Source organism: Saliniramus fredricksonii, from assembly GCF_900094735.1.
Taxonomy (GTDB): Bacteria; Pseudomonadota; Alphaproteobacteria; order Rhizobiales; family Beijerinckiaceae; genus Saliniramus; species Saliniramus fredricksonii.
On the sequence record NZ_FMBM01000002.1, the window covers coordinates 217,935 to 236,306 of the forward strand.

The following is an 18,372-nucleotide window of genomic DNA, read 5'->3' on the forward strand; positions in this document are numbered from 1 at the left end:
TCTTCCTGAACGAGGTATCCAGCATGATTCCGATACGCGTCGACGGCCCCGCCGTCGAGCCCGTTTCGCTCGCCGATGCGCGCACGCATCTGCGGCTCGACGACACGCATGAAGATGATCTGGTCACGGCGCTGATCGAGGCGGGGCGGCTCCTGCTCGAATCGGCAACGCGGCTGATCTTCATCAATCAGAGCTGGCGGCTGATCCTGGAGGAGACGCCCCGCAGCCTGCGTTTGCATCTGCCGCTCGCCCCGATCATCGCGATCACCGAGATCCGCGCCATCGATGCGCAGGGCGCCGCCAGCATGGTCGACCCGCAGGAATACCGGCTGCGCGCGGGGGCGCAGCCGCCGACCCTGATACTCGAAGACGGCTTTCCGCGTCCCCCCGGCGGTATCGAGATCGATCTGGAGGCGGGGTTCGGACCCGCACCCGAGAACGTGCCGGCGCCGTTGCGCCAGGCTTTGCGCATGCTGGTCGCGCGCTGGTTCGAGGAGCGTGGCGACGGGGCCGGCGAGCCTGAGACAGGGGTATTGCCGCCCGATGTCGCGCTGATGATCGCGCCGTATCGCCATCTGCGACTGAGCTGAGGGAGGCAGGCATGGAACAGCGCACGAAGATCGGCGCGCGTCGCAAACTCTTCGTCATCGAAACGCCGATCGATCTCCCCGATGGCTTCGGCGGTTTCACGCGCAGCTGGCAGGCCGGTCCGACGGTCTGGGGCGCGCTCGAAACCCTGCGCTTCGACGAACGCCGTATCGCGGACCGTACCGAGGAGGTGGCGACGCATCGCTTGCGGCTGCGCCGGCGCACGCCGCCGCCTGCGGGTTCGCGCTTCGCGCTCGGCCCGCGTCGTTTCGACCTGCGCGCGAGCGACGCTGCCGAGGCGCCGGCGCGTGATCTGGTCTGTCTGGTGGAGGAGATCAGGCCATGAGTGGCCCCATACTAGCCCTGCGTCAGGCCGTTCTGACGCGTCTCACCGAGGATGCCGATCTCGCCCAGGCGATGGGCGGCACGGTGCATCTCTACGATGAACCGCCGCGCGCGGCACCGGCAATCTACGCAGTGTTCGGCGATGCGCGGGTGCGCGAATGGCCGGGCGACCTGCAGGAGGCGCATGAGCACGATCTGCGCATCATCGTCTGGGCGCGACCGGGCTCGCGGGCGAGCGCGCTCATTGCCGCAGATTACATGGCGGAGGCACTGCACGACGCCCCGCTGACTCTGACCGATCACCGGCTGGTCAATCTGCGCGTCGTCTCCTGCACGATCGGGCGTGATGAACGCTCCGGATCGGGGCGGGCGGAATTGCGGTTGCGGGCGGTGACCGAGCGCCTGTGAGCGAGAGCGATGCGATTTGAGGGAGACATGAAATGGCAGCACAGAAAGGCAAGGATCTTCTGGTGAAGATCGCGGATGGCGGCGGTTTCGCCACGGTGGCGGGATTGCGCGCGCGGCAGATCAGTTTCAATGCCGAGCCCGTCGACGTCACCCATGCGGATTCCGCCGGGCGCTGGCGCGAACTGCTCGCGGGTGCGGGCATGCGCCGGGCCGCGATCGCGGGATCGGGTGTGTTTCGCGATGCGCAATCGGATGCGCTGATGCGGGCGTTGTTCTTCGATGGCGGGATCGGCGATTTCGAGATCGTGATTCCCGATTTCGGCGCGATCACCGGCCCCTTCCAGATCGTCGCACTGGAATATCGGGGCGATCATGCGGGCGAGGTGAGCTTTGACATGGCGCTCGAATCTGCGGGCGCGCTGGCATTCCAGGCAGCTTGAGGAGGTGGATATGGTCAATCGCAGACGCGGTGAGAGGGAGCTCGTTCTCGGAGAGCGGCGCTTTCGCCTGTGCCTCACGCTCGGCGCGCTGGCCGAGCTCGAAGCGACATTCGGGGTCGATGATCTCGCAAGCCTGGCCGAGCGTTTCAATACCGGGCGGCTTGCGGCGCAGGACGTGATCACCATCCTGACCTGTGCCATGCGCGGCGGTGGTCACGAGATGAGCGAGGCGGAGGTCGCGGCGCTGCACGGGCCGGATGGTGTCAGTCCATTGGTCGAGGGCGCCCTCGCGGCGCTTGAGGCGGCGTTCGGGGTCGATGCGCCAAACCCTCCGCAGGCGCAGACGGGGTGAGCGCCGCGCCGGCGCCGTTTCCCTGGGATGCGGTGCTCGGCTACTGCCTCAACCGTCTGCGCTGGTCCCCCGAGAGCTTCTGGCGCGCCACGCCGCGCGAACTCGCCGTCGCGCTCGGTGATGTCGCGGCATCGGCACCGCCGACACGGGCCGAGCTCGCGATGCTGATGCGCGCCCATCCCGACGCGCCCGCATGCGCGTGAAACAATTCAAGGAGAGACGATCATGGATCCCACACTGCGCCCCGATGACGAGCGGCTCGAACTGCGCCGACAGATCGACGAGACCGAGCGCCTGCGCGAAATCTCCGAGCGTCTCGGCACCACGCTCGAACAGAGCTTCGCGCGCGCCAATGCGGAAGGCGGGCGTTTCGATCGCACCTTGCAGCGGATGCAGCGCTCTCTGACCGGTTTCGTGACGCGCATGGCGCAGGCGCCGCTGCGCAGCCTGATCCGGCAGGGCGTGCGTTCCCTGCTGGGCGGGATCGGTCAGGGGGGAACGCAGGCTTTCGCCGATGGCGGGGTGATCGCGGGCGGTCGGGTCATACCGTTCGCCCAGGGCGGTGTCGTCGCCGCGCCGACCTATTTTCCGATGCGCGGCGGGACGGGGCTGATGGGGGAGGCGGGCCCCGAGGCGATCATGCCGCTGGCGCGCGGCCCGGATGGCCGTCTGGGTGTCGCTGCCGCTGGGCGTGACGGGCCGGTATCGGTAACGGTGAATATCGCGACGCCGGATGCGGCATCCTTCCGGCGCTCGGAGAGCCAGGTCTCGGCGACGCTCGCCCGGGCCGTGGCCCGGGGGCGCCGCGCGACGTGAGACCTCAGGCCGCCTTTTCGAGAATGGCGGCGATCTCGTCCTTGAGTTGCAGCCGCTTGCGCCGCATGTCGTGTTCGACTTCCTCGGTCGTCGGCTCGACACGAGTCTCGACGCGGTGGATCGCGCGATTGATCTCGTGATACTCGTCCGCGAGTTTGGCGAAATGGGCATCGGCCATCTTCAGATCATGGATCTGCTGCACCTTGTCCGGGAATTCCTCGGCCAGTTCGTGCGGGACGTGGCTCATCGTGTTTTCTCCTTCTTCGAAAGCCTTCCTCCCCACACAATCGGATTCGACGCGACCGCGCCTTGAGAATTGTCAATGGCGAGGGTGGTACGAGCGGTTGCGGGGCGCTCTGGCCTGTGGCATGCAGCCTTGAGTTGCTGTTTTTAAAGTGGGGTTTGCATGTGTCTTCGTGAGGATAACGAATTGCGCTACGCGCAGCTTCAACGCGTTGCGCGTGAGCATATCGCGTCGAAAATCAACGCGAAGAACGCGCGTGTCGGGGTTGGGCGCTTCAAGGGGGTTACGCTGGCATCGATCTGCAAAGCTGCGCTGGAAGAGGCGCGAAAGGAATGGCCGAAGCATTACGGTCCGGACACGCATGCGGGCTTTTCGGAGAGCTGGGAGCGCTTATATTACAAATTCAGGAACCGTGTTTCATTCTTCAATCTTGCAGTCTGGCAGGAGATTGAGGGACATGGGCGCGTTCTGCAGGGGCTCGCATTGGGCAAGCCGTCGAATTCCAAGACCCATTTGACGATACATTGGGTCGAAAGGAGTTTCGCTCCGACGTCGATAAGAGGCGTGTTATCTCTGATATTGCCTTGTGCGCACGAATATGCGAAACTTTTGCGTGCTGAACGCGTTTTGATCAAGGATCCGGTTGACAGTCGGGTTTACGAAAAATACGGCTTTACGCCATACAAGCTGCCGAAAGTTGGTGGCGTCTACATGAGTAGGAATGTGCGATGACAGCGAAACAGAACGCAGTTGAGGAAATGGTGTCGGTCGACACGGATCTTCTCGTCGACGCGATCGAGTTCGCTCGCAAGCGCGCAGAGGAAGTGCATGCCGAAAGCACGCACACCATGATCGATGAGATCGACGACGCGCTCTGGGCGACCTGGGGCGATGATGACGGCAACATTCTCGTCGCCGACAAGGATGGTCTCGAAGGGTGCGACCCGTTCGACGATGACGATCTCTTCGCGGATGCCGCCTGACCGCATCCGCCAGAACCGGTTTCTCACGAAAGCCCCGGCAGTGCCGGGGCTTTTTGCGTTTTTACTCCCGGAGGTAAGGGCATGCTCCAGGGCTTCCACGAAATCTCTTTTCCTTTCTCCGTCGCGCGCGGTGCGCGGGGCGGGCCGGTGCGGCGTACGGATGTGGTGACGCTGGCATCGGGGGCCGAGAGCCGCAATGCGCGCTGGGCGCGCTCGCGTCGGCGCTACGATGCCGGGCTCGGGGTGCGCAGCCTCGACGATCTGCATGCGGTGATCGCCTTCTTCGAGGAGCGGCGCGGGCGCCTGACCGGATTCCGGCTGCATGACCGGGTCGATTGCCGCTCCGGGCCGCCCGGCGCGACGCCCGGTCCCGGCGACCAGCCGCTCGGCACGGGCGACGGCGAAACCCTCGTCTTTCAGCTCACCAAGACCTATGGCGGCGCCCATGCGCCCTATGCCCGCCCGATCGTGAAGCCGGTCGCGGGCAGCGTGCGTGTCGCGCGCGACGGCAATGAACTGGTCGCCGACGTCGATTTCGTGGCCGATGTGACCACCGGGAAGGTGACGCTGCTCACCGCGCCGCCGGAAGGCAGCGTGCTGACGGCGGGATACGCGTTCGACGTGCCGGTGCGCTTCGACACGGATTCGCTGGATATCGACCTCTCCGCCTTCGAGGCCGGCGCGGTGCCAAATGTGCCGATGGTGGAAATCGTTCCCTAGCGCGTTCCGACCTGATGCAGTCAGGCCGGGCGCTCCAAGTTATTGTTCGACGCATCATTTTTTCCGTCAGCCGGTATCCACCTGACGGAATGATGCTCTAAAGGCGCGTGGCGCGCTCCAACACCGTTTCAAAGAGACTTCCCATGCGACAGATCGACGAGAACCTCGCCGCGCATCTCGCGGCGGGGGTGACGAGCCTGTGCCGCTGCTGGCGGCTGATCCGCCGCGACGGTGCGATCATGGGCTTTACCGACCACGATGCGGATCTCGCCTTCGACGCCACCACTTTTCATGCCGGCACCGGCCTCGATGCCGCCGAAGCGACGCAGGAACTCGGCTTCGCGGTCTCCGGCGGTGACGTCGCCGGGGCGCTGATGTCGGGCGGTATCACGGAAAACGATGTGGAGGCGGGTCTTTATGACGATGCGGGCATCGAATTCTGGCTGGTCAACTGGCAGGATCCTGACCAGCGCCTCCTGATCGACCTGTTCCATGTCGGCGAGATCCGGCGTGCCGACGGCGCCTTCGTCATGGAGTTGCGCGGGCTCACCCATCGCCTCGACGAGGAGAGCGGGCGGCTCTACCGCGCGGCCTGTTCGGCCGACCTTGGCGATGCCGCCTGCGGGGTGACGATCACGCCGGTCGAGGCAACAGTCATTGCAAGCGCGGATGCGCTGCATCTCACCCTGAGCGGGATCGCGGGGCAGCCGGAGGGCTGGTTCAGCGGGGGCAAGCTCGTCTTTACGAGCGGCGAGAATGCGGGTTTCGCCGTCGAGATCCGCAGCCATGGTGCTGACGGCGCGGTCGCCCTGTGGCAGCGCGCCCCGCGCCCCGTCGCGCCGGGCGACACGGTGACCCTGACACCCGGCTGCGACAAGAGCTTTGGCACCTGCCGAGCCAAATTCGGCAATAGCGTGAATTTCCGTGGCTTCCCGCATATGCCCGGCAACGATTTCATCCTGCGCGTGCCGCGTCAGGGCGAGGCGGGGCTCGATGGCGGGAGCCTGTTTCGATGAGCCCGCAAGAGGCCACCATCATCGCCGCCGCACGCAGCTGGATCGGTACGCCCTATCGCCACCAGGCCTCATTGCGCGGTGTGGGCTGCGATTGCCTGGGCCTGATCCGGGGCGTCTGGCGGATGGTGATGGGCTGCGAGCCCGAGCATCCCGGCGCCTATCGCCCGGACTGGGCCGAGGCTGGCGGCAGGGAACGGCTTCTCGCCGCCGCCCGGCGCCACCTGATCCCCGTCGATGCGCCGGGCCCCGGACGTGTCCTCATCTTCCGCTGGCGCGACGGGCTTCCCGCCAAGCACTGCGCCATCGCCACCGACACGGCCCGGATGATCCATGCCCATGACGGGGCCTGCGTGGCCGAGGTCGCGCTGACCGGCTGGTGGCGGCGTCATCTCGCCGCGAGCTTCGCCTTCCCGCCGCCCGCGCCGCTCGTGCTTTGTGAAGAGGATATCCATCGATGACCACGATGATCCTGCAAACCGCCGGCCAGGCGATCGGCGGCGCCGTTGCCGGCCCTGTCGGCGCCATGCTCGGGCAGACATTGGGAACGATGGCGGGATCGGCCATCGACGGCGCGCTTTTCGCCACCCATGAATACCGTGTGATGGAGGGGCCGCGCCTTGCCGAGATGCAGGGGCTCGCCTCCAGCGAAGGCGCGCCGATCCCGCGTGTCTATGGCCGCGCGCGCATCGGCGGCCAGGTGATCTGGGCGACCCGGTTCGAGGAGCAGGTGGACGTAACCGTTGAGCGCTCCGGGCGCCAGGGCGGCAAGGGGTTTTTTCGCAATTCCGGCGGCGGTGGCGGTTCCACCGTGACCACGAAGGAAGTGCGCTATTCCTACTATGCCAATCTCGCCATCGGCCTGTGCGAGGGCCCGATCGCCTTCGTGCGCCGGGTCTGGGCCGACGGGCGCGAGGTGGATCTGACGCAGATCACCATGCGCGTGCATCCCGGCGGCGCGCATCAGCAGCCCGATGCGCTGATCGTGGCCAAGGAGGGTGCGGACCGGGCGCCGGCCTATCGCGGGCTCGCTTACGTCGTCTTTGAACGCCTGCCGCTCGCTGATTTCGGCAACCGCGTGCCGCAATTCTCCTTCGAGGTGGTGCGTCCCGGTGAGGGCGTCGGGACAATGATCCGTTCCGTCTGCCTGATCCCGGCGGCGACGGAATTCGGCTATGATCCGACGCCCGTCATGCAGGTGATCGGCCCCGGCGAGACGCGCCCCGACAACCGGCATCAGTTTCAGGCGCGTTCCGATATCCGCGCCTCGCTCGATGCGCTGCAACGGCTGTGCCCCGGGCTCGAGAGCGTCTCGCTGGTGGTGTCGTGGTTCGGTGATGATCTGCGGGTCGGCGAATGCAGCATCGCTCCGCGCGTCGATATCCGGAACAAGCAGACGCAGGGGCGGGTCTGGTCGGTGGCCGGGCTCGATCGCAGCACGGCGCGCCTCGCCTCGCTGCATCAGGGCGTACCCGCCTATGGCGGCACACCCTGTGATGCGAGCGTGATCGCGCTGATCCGGCATCTGAAGGCGCGCGGCCTGAAGGTGACGCTCTACCCCTTCATCATGATGGACATCCCCCACGGCAATGCGCTGCCCGATCCCCGCACCGGCGCATCCGGACAGCCGCCCTATCCCTGGCGGGGGCGGGTCACCTGCGATCCCGCCCCGGAAGCGCCGGGCAGCGTCGACGGCACCGCGAGCGCGGCGGCGCAGGTGGCGAGCTTCTTCGGCAGCGCCAATCCCGGCGCCTCCGAATGGAGCCTGCGGCGTCTGATCCTGCATTACGCCGGGCTCGCCGTGGAGGCCGGCGGGGTGGATGCCTTCGTCATCGGCACCGAGATGGTCTCGCTGACGCGCATCCGTTCCGGGCCGGGGCAATATCCCGCAGTTACCGCCTTCATGAGCCTCGCGCAGGATGTGCGCGCCATTCTCGGATCGGCAACCCGCATCACCTATGCCGCCGACTGGACGGAATACGGCGCGCATGTGCGCGACGGCGGCAATGAACTGCGCTTTCCCCTCGACCCGCTCTGGGCCCATCCCGCCATCGACGCGATCGGGATCGATTACTACCCTCCGATTTCGGATTGGCGCGATGGGGGCGGGCATCTCGATGCGGCGCTCGCGCGCAGCATCTACGATGTCGATTACCTGTGCGCACGGCTCGGCGCGGGGGAGGGGTTCGACTGGTATTATGCGGATGATGCGGGTCGCGCGGCGCAGAGCCGCCTGCCGATCACGGATGGTGCCTATGGCAAGCCCTGGGTGTATCGCGCCAAGGATCTCGTATCCTGGTGGAGCGAGCCGCATGTCGAGCGCGTCGGCGGCGTCGAGATCGGCGCGACGGCCTATATGCCCATGGCCAAGCCGATCTGGCTGACCGAGATCGGCATTCCGGCCGTCGACAAGGGGACGAACCAGCCCAACCTCTTCCCCGACATGAAATCCTCTGAAGGCGCCTTCCCGCATTTCTCACGGCGCATGCGCGACGATCTCGCCCAGGCGGCGGGGGTGGAGGCGATCATCCGGCGCTTCGATCCCGCTCATCCAGCCCATGATCCCGCCCATAATCCGCATTCGCCGGTCTATGGCGGGCCGATGGTCGCGCCCGAAAGCCTCGCTGTCTGGGCCTGGGATGCGCGGCCCTTCCCCGCCTTTCCGGAATTCGAATCGGTCTGGGCGGACGGCGCGAATTACGAGACGGGGCATTGGCTGAACGGGCGGCTGGAGGGGCTCGATCTCGCCACGCTGATCCGCAAGGTGCTCGATGATTACGGGATCGGGATGCCGCTCGACATTGCCGCTGACGGCTTCGTCGACGGTTTCGTGATCGACCGCCCGATGTCGCCGCGCGCGGCGCTGGAGCCGTTGCTGCGCGCCTTCGGCGTCGATCTCGCCGCGACGGGCGGTGTGCTGCGCTGGCGCGGACGGGGCGGGCGGGTCGTGGCCAGCATCGATGCGGGCATGCTCGTCGATGACGATGAAGCGCCGTTGATGCGTCATGTGCGCGCCCAGGAGACGGAGCTGCCGCGCGAGATCGTCATGAGCTTCATCGATTCCTGGGGCGAGATGCGCCGGGCCGCCGCGGCCTCGCGCCGGCTGGCGGGGGCGAGCCGGCGTGAAGCGCGGCTTGATCTCGCGGCCGTGATGAGCCGGGGGCAGGCGGGCCGGCTCAGTGACATTCTCCTGCAGGATGCCTGGGCCGCCCGTGACGGGGCACACTTCGCCCTCGGCCCGGCGGCGATTGCTTATGAGGTGGGCGATATCGTCGCGATCCCGGGGCTCGCCGGTCCGCGTCTGCACCGCATCAGCCGGATCACCGACGGAGCCGAGCGGCAGATCGAGACGCGTGCGGTGGAGCCGGCCCTGTTCGAAACGCCGGGCGCACGCATCGCGCCGCAGCGCCGCAGCCCGCCCGCCTCACCGGGGCGCCCCTTTGTCGTCGTGCTTGATCTGCCCGTCAGCCAGGGCGAACCGGCCGCCCTGCAATATCTTGCCGCCTATGCCGATCCCTGGCCGGGTGCGCTCGCCCTGTGGCGTTCAGTGGATGGCGAGGGATTTGACCAGTCCGGCTTTGTATCGGCTGCCGCGCAGATCGGCTTCACCGAGACCGCCTTCGGACCGGGCCCGCTCTGGCGCTGGGATCGGGCCAATGCGCTCGAAGTGACCCTGCGCGCGGGCGCGATCGCCGCGCTCGGCGAGAACCCGGTGCTTGCCGGCGCCAACACCTTCGCGCTGGTCGGGCCCGACGGTGTCTGCGAGATCATCGCGGTCGCGCAGGCCGAGCTGATCGGCGACAACCGGTATCGCCTGACGCATTTCCTGCGGGGCCTCGCCGGCAGCGAAGCGGTGGCGTCGCGCGATCTGGCGCCGGGCGCCACCCTCGTGCGGCTCGACGAGACCGTCGTACCGCTCGCCTCGGGGCTCTCGGAGCTGGGCCGGGAATGGCAATACCGCATCGCTCCGATCGGGCGCGATCACGCCGATGACGCGGCGCTCGCCTTCGAAGCCGAGGTGCCGCGCCTCGCCCTGAAGCCGCTCGCACCGGTGCATCCGCATCTGCGGCGCGTCGCCGGCGGCATCGCGATACGCTGGATACGGCGCGGGCGCATCGAGGCGGATGCCTGGGAGCCGGTGGAGATTCCGCTCGGCGAGGATGGCGAGCAATACGCTGTCGAGATCATGGACGGCGCCACGCTCAAGCGGCGCATCGTCGTCGATCAACCGCTCTGCCTCTATCCGGATGCCGACGAGATCGCCGATTTCGGCGCGCCGCGCGACAGCCTCGATCTGCGCGTGATGCAGATCAGCGCCAGCGTCGGCGATGGTTTTGCCTTCACGGGCACGCTTCCCGTCATGCCCGGCTGAAGCCCGCCTCCTTCCTTCCCTCAACCGAACCGAGGAATCCGTCATGAGCCTCACCCCTCATCTGGCACTGCCGCTGCTCGCGGCGGCACAGGCGCAAAAGCATGTCACCCATAACGAGGCGCTCGCGCTGATCGACGCGCTCGCGCAGATTTCCGTCGATGCACGTCTGGTCACCACGCCACCCGCCGAACCCGAGGACGGAATGCGGGTGATCGTCGGGGCAGGGGCGAGCGGGGTCTTCGCCGGGCAGGAGGGGGCGATCGCCTGGTTTGATACCGGGGCGTGGCGCTTTATCACGCCGGGGCCCGGCTTCCTCGCCTATGATGCGGGCGACGCGGCGCTGCTCGTGCATGACGGAGCCGCCTGGCGCGATCTCGAAGAGCTGATCGCCTTTCCCGAAATCTACGACCAGCTCGGCATCGCAACAGTGCCGGATGCGCAAAACCCCTTCGCCGCCAGGCTCAACGCGGCCCTGTTCGCCGCGCGCGAGACGGGGGAGGGCGGCAGCGGTGATCTGCGGATCGTCCTGAACAAGGAAGACGTGGGCAATGCCGGGGGATTTCTGTTCCAGCGCGGCTGGTCGGCGCGGGCGGAATTCGGGCTGCTGGGCGACGATGATTTCACGCTCAAGGTCAGCCCGGACGGCTCGGCCTGGCACGATGCATTCAGTGTCGATCGTGCCACCGGCGCCGTCAGCTTCCCGCGCGGTGCGGCGCGGGCCGAGATCGCGATCTTCAACGCGGATGGTACATGGACGAAACCCGCCTGGGCGAAGAGCGTGATCGTCGAGGTGATCGGTGCAGGCGGCGGTGGCGGATCGGGCGCGGTCGGAGATGATGCCGCGCCGCGTTTCGGGGGCGGGGGAGGCGGCGCCGGCGGTGTCGCGCGCATGACGCTGCTTGCAAGCGAGATCGGCGCGAGCCTTGCCATCACCATTGGTGCGGGCGGTGCCGGCGCGGCGGGCGTGTTCGACAACGCTGATGCCGAGGGGCTCGACGGGGCCGATGGCGGCGAGACGCTTATCAGTGATGATGGCACGAGCCTGCTCGTCGCCGAGGGCGGTCGCGGCGGGCGCGGTGGTTCGACGAGCGTGCGAGCGGCTTCACCGGGCGGGCTCGGCCATCTGCAATACGGCAATGCGGGCGCGGCGGCGGCACGCGATCACGGGGCGGCGGGGGCAAAGGGCCCGTGCGGCGAGGGTCCGGGCGGCGGCGGTGCGGGCGGGGCGATTGATAGCGATGACAGCCGCACTTCCGGGGGCGATGGCGGCCTCGGCCAGGCCATTGGCGGAACCGACCGTGCGGCACCGGGGGCTGACGGCGCGGGGCCGGGCAACGGCGCCGGGGGCGGTTGGGGCAAAAGCTGGGATCGCGGCGCGGGCGGCGGCGGTGGTGGCGGCGGTGCCGGCGCATCCGCAGCCAATGGCGGCAACGGAGGCCCCGGCGGCGGTCCGGGCGGCGGCGGCGGCGGTGGTGGGGGAAGTCGCAGCAGCACAACGTCCGGATCTGGCGGCGATGGCGCCGATGGGGAGGTGCGGATCCTCGTCATGGGGTGAGCGGCGCAAGGTTGCGGCAATGCTCTTTCCCTCAGCGCACCACGGTGATGCGGTGCGCGGCGCGGGTGAGGCCGGTATAGAGCCAGCGGGCCCGGTTTTCGCGGAAGGCGCCGGATTCGTCGAAGAGGACGATGTCGTCCCATTGCGAACCCTGCGATTTGTGCACGGTCAGCGCGTAGCCATAGGTAAATTCGTCGGATTCGCGGCGGATCACATAGGGCAGACCCTCCTCCCCCCCCTCGAAGAAGGCACGCAGCACCTTGACCTCGACCGCATGGCGGCGGCTTTCATCCTCCGGCTTGAGATCCATGCGGATGAATTCTCCCTTGCGGTCGGTCTTGAGGCCGCGCATGGCCTCCACCAGCCAGGTGCCGCCGTTGAGCAGGCCCTTGGACTTGTCGTTGCGCAGGCAGACGAGCTTCTCGCCGGCAGCGGGGAGGGGGTCGCGCAGGCCGAGCAATTCGCGGATGCGGCCATTGTAATTGCGCCGGGTGCGGTTGAGTCCGACCAGCACCTGGTCGGATTTCATCACCTCGTTCTGGTCGATCTCGGCGCGGCGGATCACCCGGCTCTCGCCATAGAGGCCGTAATCGAGCTGCCCGCCCTCGCGCACCTTCATCGACAGATGGATGATGGGATTATCTGCCGCCTGCCGATGCACCTCGGTGAGCATCACGTCCGGTTCGGCCTCGGTGAAGAAGCCGCCACCCTTGATCGGCGGCAGCTGCGCCGGATCGCCCAGGACGAGGACCGGCTTGCCGAAGGAGAGCAGGTCGCGCCCGAGATCCTCGTCCACCATCGAGCATTCGTCGATCACGATCAGATCCGCCTTGGCCGCCGCGCCCGAGCGGTTGAGCACGAAGGAGGGACCCTCCGTCTCGTCGCTCTCGCGCGAACGGTAGATCATGGAATGGATCGTGCCCGCATCAGCGCAGCCCTTCGCGCGCAGCACGGATGCTGCCTTGCCGGTGAAGGCACCGAAAGCGACCTCACCATCGACACCCTCGGCAATATGGCGCGCCAGCGTGGTCTTGCCGGTGCCAGCATAGCCGAACAGGCGAAACACTTGGTTGCCGCCGCCAGTGTCGAGCCAGCGCGACACGGCCTTGAGGGCGTCATCCTGTTGGGCCGACCACGACATGGCTTCACTCTTCCTTCATTGTCACGCGCGCCGCCCGCGCCGCCAGATTGCGCCTGCGCTCTGCGCGCAGATTCTGCAGGATGCCGATCAGAATCAGCGCCCCGCCGGCGAAGATGAACGGATCGAGCGGCTCGGTATAGAGCAGCCAGCCGATCAGCGCGATCAGGGGCAGGCGCAGGAAATCCAGCGGCACCACGATCACCGCATCACCGTGGCGATAGGCGTTGGTGAGGCAGAAATGGGCCGAGAGCCCGCCGACACAGATCCCGATCAGCGGCAGGATCGGCAGATCCGGGATCTGCAGGAAGAACAGCTTGTCGGCGCCGAGATAATTCATCGGCAATTGCATCACGTTCATCCACAACAGAATCGCGAAAGTGCTCTCCGTGCCGGTCAGGCGCTTGGTGGCGATGGTGGTGAGCGCGAAACAGATCGCGGCGCCGAGCACGATCAGCCCCGTCGGATCAAGGGAGCCGGGGGCGGGGCGCAGAATCACCAGAATGCCGATGAAGCCCAGCGCGATGGCGATCAGGCGCGGCGCGGTGAGCTTCTCGCCCAGCAGCAGGAAGGCGAACAAGGCCACCCAGGCCGGGGTGGTGAATTCGATGGCGAAGACCATGGCCAGCGGCAACAGCGTGACGCCGAGCGCCCAGGCATATTGACCGAAGAAATGGATCACGTTGCGCTGCAGATGCAGCCCCATCCGGCGCGGGCGAAAACCCTCGCGCAGGGAAGGATAGGCAATGGCGACGCCGACCAGGATGATGATCCCGGCAATATTGCGCAAAGCGAGAATGTCGAACACGCCGATCGAGCCCGACAATTCCCTGATCGAGACCGCGACGGTCGAGAACGACAAGAGCGTACCGGTCATCCAGGCGACGACGAGCAGGACATTGCCGGCGGGGCGCGCGGCGGTTTGCGATGGTTGCGCGGATGGCTGTGACACGGGCGAGGATCGAACGTTTTATGAACCTGCGCGATCCTTACCCCGGATTGTCGCGACTTGCAAAGCCCGGTTCGAGGGCGCGTCAGCCCAGGAGTGGCGCAAGGGTCGCCAGCAGGGTGCATAATCCGATCGCAAGCGCACCCGCGGCCGCGCCGGAGGCCACCGGGCTCACGCGCGGAGCCCCGTTGAAGCGGCCAGCCTCGGCGAGGCGCAGGGCATAGTCGCATCCAGGCTGCGGAGACAGCGCAGCCGCATGGCGGTTTTCCTCAGCGTCGAGGCTGATTTGCTGCGATGCCGCCATGCCGGATCTCCGTGCGCTCTTCGTCTCATCCCGGAAAAATCGACGGGAATCACTGAAGCGCAGGTAAACCGGCGCGCCCACGACGCGGCTTTCGACGGGCAGGGTGAACGGAGCGTTACCCCCCGCCGGCTTTGCGTCTTCACACGGGTGGGCGACAATGGCATGCTGATGCAAGAAGGGCGCTGACGGAGGATGGCGTCATGGCGGACATGGCAACGCGGAAAACCGGTAAAGCACAGCGGATACGTGCGGCAGGAGCGCCAGCTGCCAGCGCAGGCGGGCGCCGCGAGCGCCTTGATGAAGCCCTCGACCATCTCGCGCCGCGGTTGCCGCGTTTCGAGCGCGAGGCCATCATCGATCACGCCCTCGACAGCCCCGGCCTGAGCACCGCTGACCCCGGTAATGCGGCCTGGCTCGCCATGGTCGCCTATATCCGCCACGTCTTCACCGATTACGATGCACTGCTCGCGGACGGATTCGACCAGGATGCCGCGCGCTTCTTCGTGATCGACGAGATCAACGATTATCTCGCCGAATGGGGTGCGCGGAGGCGGGTCGAGGGCAGCGAATAGCCGGCGCGCATCTCACCGCATTTCCGCCAGCAGCCGCGCCACGAAATCGGGCACCACTTCGCTCGCCGGGCCGTAGGCGCGTTCATCGAAGACATCAGCATTGTCGGAGGGCTCGAGATTGAGCTCGCAGGTGCGCAAACCCATCATCCGCGCCTCGCGCACGAGCCCCGCCGCCGGATAGACCGAGCCCGACGTGCCGATGGCGACGAACAGATCCGCCCCGGCCAGGGCTTCGCCGATAGCGTCGAGACCGAAGGGGATCTCCCCGAACCAGACGATATGGGGACGCAGCCGCCCCGTCGTGCCGCAGGCCGCGCAGTTATCGCCGGTGCCCAGATCATCGCGCCAGTCATGTACAGCGCCGCAGGCGGTGCAGCGGGCCTTGAACAATTCGCCATGCATGTGATGCACATGAAGCGAGCCGGCGCGTTCATGCAGGTCGTCGATGTTCTGTGTGCAGAGAAAGAGCGATCCCGATGCCGCCGCGAGCCCTGTTTCGAGGTGCGCGAGCGCCTCATGCGCGCGGTTTGGCTCCGCCCTGCGCAGATTGGCGCGGCGGGCATTGTAGAAGGCCTGGACGGTTTCCGGATCGGCGGCGAAGGCCTCGGGCGTCGCGAGCTTCATCGGATCGAAGCGTTCCCAGATCCCGCCGGAATCACGGAAGGTGCCCATGCCGCTTTCCGCCGAGATACCGGCTCCGGTCAGAACGAATATGCGCATCTCGTCTCCCGACATCCTGCAAAGGGGAAGGGTCATGCTGCACATCCGAATACGGCTTGTCAGCCCCGGATGAAGGGGCAATAGTTCGGCTCAACGCCGGAGGCAGGCCATGACGCGCACCATCACCTATTATTTCACCAGCAGCTCACCCTGGACCCATATCGGGCACGAGCCTTTTCTGGAGGTGGTGGGGCGGCACGCGCTCAAGGTCGAATACCGCCCGATGCCGGTGCCGGAGGTGTTTGCGCGCACCGGCGGTCTGCCGCTCGGGCAGCGCCCGAAACAGCGTCAGCGATACCGGCTTCTGGAACTCCAGCGCTGGCGCGACCGGCGCGGCATGACCTTCAACATCCAGCCCCGATTCTTCCCCGTCGATCCCGGCCTCGCCGACCGGAGCGTGATTGCACTGATTGCCCGCGACCGCGATCCCGGCGCATATCTGCGCCGTATCTTCGAGACCGTCTGGGAAGAAGAGGGCGACATCTCCGATGCCGGGACGCTTGCAGCGCTTCTCGATGAGGCCGGGCATCCGGCGCAGGCCGTTCTGGACGAGGCCCGCGGCAATGCGGTCGAGGCGCTCTACAGGTTGAATGCGGACAGCGCGGTTGCGGCGGATGTATTCGGTGCGCCGAGCTATGTGCTGGACGGCGAGGTGTTTTGGGGGCAGGATCGCGTCGAATTGCTCGATGACGCCCTGTCGAGCGGTCGCGCGCCATACAAGCCCTGAAATGCACCGTAACACTATCTCAACCAAAGAGTGCGACAGGGCGAGGGCGCATCAGCCCTGCATCAACGCCCGGATCCGCCCATGCCTCTGACTGACATCGCTTTTCTCGCCGCCGGCTTCGTTTTGCTTCTTGTCGGCGGCGAATATCTCGTGCGTGGTGCGGTCTCGATCGCGCGAAGCTTCGGTATTTCACCGATGGTGATCGGCCTGACGCTGGTGGGTTTCGGCACCTCCGCGCCGGAACTGATGGCGAGCATCAATGCCGCGCTCAAGGGGGCGCCGGGGATTGCACTCGGCAATGTCGTGGGCAGCAATATCGCCAACATTTTCCTGGTTCTGGGTATTGCCGCGCTGATCTTCCCGCTCGCGACCAACCGCGAGGCCTATCGGCGTGACGGCCCGGCGCTGATCCTCGCCACCGCCATACTCGTCCTGATGGTGCTCTCCGGCGAAATCGGACGGATCGCCGGGGCGATCGGGGTAGCGTTGCTGGTCGCCTATACGAGTTTCACCTGGTGGAGTGATCGTCGCTCCCTCGATGCCGGTGCGGTCATGCACGGACAGGAGGCCGAGGAGGTCGACGAGATTCCGCAAAGCTCCATGCCGATTGCACTCCTGATGGGCTTCGGCGGGTTGGCGGCCGTGCTCTACGGTGCGGATCTGCTGGTGGACGGGGCGATCGGTATCGCCCGGAATTTCGGCCTGTCGGAGGCGGTGATCGGGCTGACCATCGTGGCGATCGGCACCTCGCTGCCCGAACTCGCCACCGCCGTGATCGCGGCCTGGCGCCGGCATGCCGATGTCGCCTTCGGCAATATCGTCGGCAGCTGCATCTTCAACATTCTCGGCATTCTCGGCGTGACGGCGCTGGTCATGCCGCTCGCGGTGCCCCCCGAGATCGCGCTGTTCGACGTCTGGGTCGCCGCTTTCGCGGCCATCATCTTCGTCATCTTCGCCATGACCGGCTGGCGCATCGGCCGCCGCGAGGGCGCGGTGCTCAGCCTGCTCTATGTGGCATATATCGCGATCCAGTTTTCGCCGGGCCTGCGGGGGATGATCGGGCTGGGGTGAGGGGTGGGTTGGAATACAGCCTTTGAGTAATTTAATCCGAAATTGCAATTTAAGATCATATTGGCTATCACCCTCCGGCGTCGCGGGGGGAAATTGCCGGATGAAGCTGGATACGAAAGCGTTTTTTGAAGCGTGCAAGGATAATGCGGATCTGTTGGCGCTGATTGTGATTTGTGCCGCCAGTGCGGTGATTTCGATAAAGACCGAGGAATTGGTGCTTTCGGCTGGAATGGCGGCGGTCTTCGCGCTAATTTGGATGGCGTTCGGATTTACCAGCCGCAAACGGCGGGTTGAAGAGCGCACGTACAGCATTACGAGCGAAATGAGAGGGAGTGCCAGTCAGACGCTCAACACATTTGCAAACCCCAACTCATCAAGCGGTTCGGCAAGCGGGCAGGACAAGGGCAGAAACAGTGATGAACATTGATCCTGATACCCTCCATTTGAGCCTAATTGTCGCGGGCGCCGCCGGCGCGGCGCTCATGGCACTCATGCTGATCTTCTGGCGGAGCAAAACCGAACTCGAGCATCGCTATGCGTTTCTCGGGGATCTGCGCGAAGATCTGAGGCGGTCATTCGCCGCCGCAAACCGCGTTCTTCGGAAACCCGATCTGCCCGAACCTCTGCGGCGTATGATCCTCTTTCTCGTCTCCGGCTATGCCGACGAGGCACGTGGAAAGGCCTTTGCCGATTTCATGCTGGACCATGTCGCAGCTGGCGCCCGCGATGCCGATAAGCCGTCCGAAGACGGGATCAGCGCTGCCATGGAAGATCTGTGGCGCAGGGATCCGGACCTGGCGAAGGAAGTTCATGGCATCCTGGCCAGCCTGTCCTTCGGGCTGATGATGCTGAACAATATCGAACGTTTCCGCGTACGCTGCCTCGAGGCCGAAACCGCGCGTGCGCCGGACACGCTCATCCAGCGTCTGGCAGGTATCATCAAACGCGATCTGGAAGACGGCCCTCGGCCCGATGGTGGCGGCTTGCGCCCGATCTGACGCCGCTATGCAAAAAACAGGCGAAAGCGCGCACGCCCCCGCCTGTTTCACGCGCAA

General features: G+C 66.3%; 24 protein-coding genes. 19 read left to right on the forward strand and 5 right to left on the reverse strand.

Annotated elements, in window-relative coordinates; translation table 11 throughout:
- Positions 1–23 precede the first annotated feature (23 nt).
- From GA0071312_RS07595 to GA0071312_RS07625, 7 genes are read left to right on the forward strand one after another with little or no spacing between them, the layout of a single operon-like run.
- Entirely contained in the window at positions 24–590 is a 567-nt protein-coding gene (locus GA0071312_RS07595) for a head-tail connector protein (protein WP_074444469.1), read from the forward strand.
- An 11-nt stretch (positions 591–601) separates the two neighbouring features.
- Positions 602–934, forward strand: coding sequence for a head-tail adaptor protein (locus GA0071312_RS07600; RefSeq protein ID WP_074444470.1), 333 nt, complete (start codon positions 602–604; stop codon positions 932–934).
- Entirely contained in the window at positions 931–1,341 is a 411-nt protein-coding gene (locus GA0071312_RS07605) for a DUF3168 domain-containing protein (RefSeq protein WP_074444471.1), read from the forward strand. The genes GA0071312_RS07600 and GA0071312_RS07605 overlap by 4 nt, the downstream gene beginning before the upstream one ends.
- Before the next feature lie 32 nt (positions 1,342–1,373).
- On the forward strand, positions 1,374–1,781 hold the full coding sequence (locus GA0071312_RS07610) for a phage major tail protein, TP901-1 family (RefSeq protein WP_074444472.1): 408 nt from the start codon (positions 1,374–1,376) through the stop codon (positions 1,779–1,781).
- Positions 1,782–1,791: 10 nt separating this feature from the next.
- A complete protein-coding gene (locus tag GA0071312_RS07615; RefSeq protein WP_074444473.1) occupies positions 1,792–2,133 on the forward strand; it encodes a gene transfer agent family protein in 342 nt (113 codons plus the stop codon).
- Positions 2,130–2,336: a rcc01693 family protein gene (locus GA0071312_RS07620; protein WP_074444474.1), complete on the forward strand. Its 207-nt coding sequence runs from the start codon at positions 2,130–2,132 to the stop codon at positions 2,334–2,336. The genes GA0071312_RS07615 and GA0071312_RS07620 overlap by 4 nt, the downstream gene beginning before the upstream one ends.
- 22 nt (positions 2,337–2,358) lie before the next feature.
- The gene (locus GA0071312_RS07625) at positions 2,359–2,949 is read left to right on the forward strand and encodes a phage tail tape measure protein (RefSeq protein WP_074444475.1); all 591 of its coding nucleotides are present in this window, start codon (positions 2,359–2,361) and stop codon (positions 2,947–2,949) included.
- Between the two features lie 4 nt (positions 2,950–2,953).
- Here GA0071312_RS07625 and GA0071312_RS07630 read toward each other — a convergent pair whose 3' ends face one another.
- Positions 2,954–3,196, reverse strand: a complete 243-nt coding sequence (locus GA0071312_RS07630; RefSeq protein ID WP_074444476.1) for an HP1242/YdcH family protein — start codon at positions 3,194–3,196, stop codon at positions 2,954–2,956.
- A gap of 183 nt (positions 3,197–3,379) precedes the next feature.
- Between GA0071312_RS07630 and GA0071312_RS07635 the strand changes: the two genes are divergently transcribed.
- The 7 genes from GA0071312_RS07635 (at position 3,380) to GA0071312_RS20470 (ending at position 11,836) form a co-directional block, all read left to right on the forward strand.
- The gene (locus tag GA0071312_RS07635) at positions 3,380–3,925 is read left to right on the forward strand and encodes a hypothetical protein (protein WP_131817741.1); all 546 of its coding nucleotides are present in this window, start codon (positions 3,380–3,382) and stop codon (positions 3,923–3,925) included.
- Entirely contained in the window at positions 3,922–4,176 is a 255-nt protein-coding gene (locus tag GA0071312_RS07640) for a hypothetical protein (protein ID WP_131817742.1), read from the forward strand. The genes GA0071312_RS07635 and GA0071312_RS07640 overlap by 4 nt, the downstream gene beginning before the upstream one ends.
- A gap of 81 nt (positions 4,177–4,257) precedes the next feature.
- On the forward strand, positions 4,258–4,896 hold the full coding sequence (locus GA0071312_RS07645; protein ID WP_074444479.1) for a DUF2460 domain-containing protein: 639 nt from the start codon (positions 4,258–4,260) through the stop codon (positions 4,894–4,896).
- Between the two features lie 143 nt (positions 4,897–5,039).
- Positions 5,040–5,912, forward strand: coding sequence for a DUF2163 domain-containing protein (locus GA0071312_RS07650; RefSeq protein WP_074444480.1), 873 nt, complete (start codon positions 5,040–5,042; stop codon positions 5,910–5,912).
- Positions 5,909–6,370 carry an NlpC/P60 family protein gene (locus GA0071312_RS07655; RefSeq protein ID WP_074444481.1) on the forward strand — a complete coding sequence of 154 codons (462 nt, stop codon included), beginning with the start codon at positions 5,909–5,911 and terminating at the stop codon, positions 6,368–6,370. Before GA0071312_RS07650 ends, GA0071312_RS07655 begins: the two co-directional genes overlap by 4 nt.
- On the forward strand, positions 6,367–10,281 hold the full coding sequence (locus GA0071312_RS07660; protein ID WP_074444482.1) for a baseplate multidomain protein megatron: 3,915 nt from the start codon (positions 6,367–6,369) through the stop codon (positions 10,279–10,281). The genes GA0071312_RS07655 and GA0071312_RS07660 overlap by 4 nt, the downstream gene beginning before the upstream one ends.
- Positions 10,282–10,324: 43 nt before the next feature.
- Entirely contained in the window at positions 10,325–11,836 is a 1,512-nt protein-coding gene (locus tag GA0071312_RS20470) for a DUF2793 domain-containing protein (RefSeq protein WP_074444483.1), read from the forward strand.
- A 31-nt stretch (positions 11,837–11,867) separates the two neighbouring features.
- Here GA0071312_RS20470 and GA0071312_RS07670 read toward each other — a convergent pair whose 3' ends face one another.
- From GA0071312_RS07670 to GA0071312_RS07680, 3 genes are all read right to left on the reverse strand, one after another.
- The gene (locus tag GA0071312_RS07670; protein WP_074444484.1) at positions 11,868–12,977 is read right to left on the reverse strand and encodes an ATP-dependent DNA helicase; all 1,110 of its coding nucleotides are present in this window, start codon (positions 12,975–12,977) and stop codon (positions 11,868–11,870) included.
- 4 nt (positions 12,978–12,981) lie between these two features.
- Positions 12,982–13,926, reverse strand: a complete 945-nt coding sequence (locus tag GA0071312_RS07675; RefSeq protein ID WP_074444485.1) for a DMT family transporter — start codon at positions 13,924–13,926, stop codon at positions 12,982–12,984.
- Positions 13,927–14,008: 82 nt separating this feature from the next.
- Positions 14,009–14,227 (reverse strand): hypothetical protein, encoded by a 219-nt coding sequence (locus tag GA0071312_RS07680; protein ID WP_074444486.1) that lies wholly within the window; start codon positions 14,225–14,227, stop codon positions 14,009–14,011.
- Between the two features lie 200 nt (positions 14,228–14,427).
- Between GA0071312_RS07680 and GA0071312_RS07685 the strand changes: the two genes are divergently transcribed.
- The gene (locus GA0071312_RS07685) at positions 14,428–14,799 is read left to right on the forward strand and encodes a DUF2293 domain-containing protein (protein ID WP_238947151.1); all 372 of its coding nucleotides are present in this window, start codon (positions 14,428–14,430) and stop codon (positions 14,797–14,799) included.
- Positions 14,800–14,811: 12 nt separating this feature from the next.
- Here GA0071312_RS07685 and GA0071312_RS07690 read toward each other — a convergent pair whose 3' ends face one another.
- A complete protein-coding gene (locus GA0071312_RS07690; protein WP_108721898.1) occupies positions 14,812–15,519 on the reverse strand; it encodes an NAD-dependent deacylase in 708 nt (235 codons plus the stop codon).
- A 109-nt stretch (positions 15,520–15,628) separates the two neighbouring features.
- On the opposite strand from GA0071312_RS07690, the gene GA0071312_RS07695 reads away from it, so the two are divergent.
- The 4 genes from GA0071312_RS07695 (at position 15,629) to GA0071312_RS07710 (ending at position 18,315) form a co-directional block, all read left to right on the forward strand.
- Positions 15,629–16,246 carry a 2-hydroxychromene-2-carboxylate isomerase gene (locus GA0071312_RS07695; RefSeq protein WP_074444488.1) on the forward strand — a complete coding sequence of 206 codons (618 nt, stop codon included), beginning with the start codon at positions 15,629–15,631 and terminating at the stop codon, positions 16,244–16,246.
- A gap of 81 nt (positions 16,247–16,327) precedes the next feature.
- Positions 16,328–17,317: a calcium/sodium antiporter gene (locus GA0071312_RS07700; RefSeq protein ID WP_074444489.1), complete on the forward strand. Its 990-nt coding sequence runs from the start codon at positions 16,328–16,330 to the stop codon at positions 17,315–17,317.
- Between the two features lie 100 nt (positions 17,318–17,417).
- Positions 17,418–17,744, forward strand: a complete 327-nt coding sequence (locus tag GA0071312_RS07705; protein ID WP_074444490.1) for a hypothetical protein — start codon at positions 17,418–17,420, stop codon at positions 17,742–17,744.
- Positions 17,650–18,315 (forward strand): hypothetical protein, encoded by a 666-nt coding sequence (locus tag GA0071312_RS07710; protein ID WP_131817743.1) that lies wholly within the window; start codon positions 17,650–17,652, stop codon positions 18,313–18,315. The genes GA0071312_RS07705 and GA0071312_RS07710 overlap by 95 nt, the downstream gene beginning before the upstream one ends.
- The last annotated feature ends 57 nt before the right edge of the window (positions 18,316–18,372 follow it).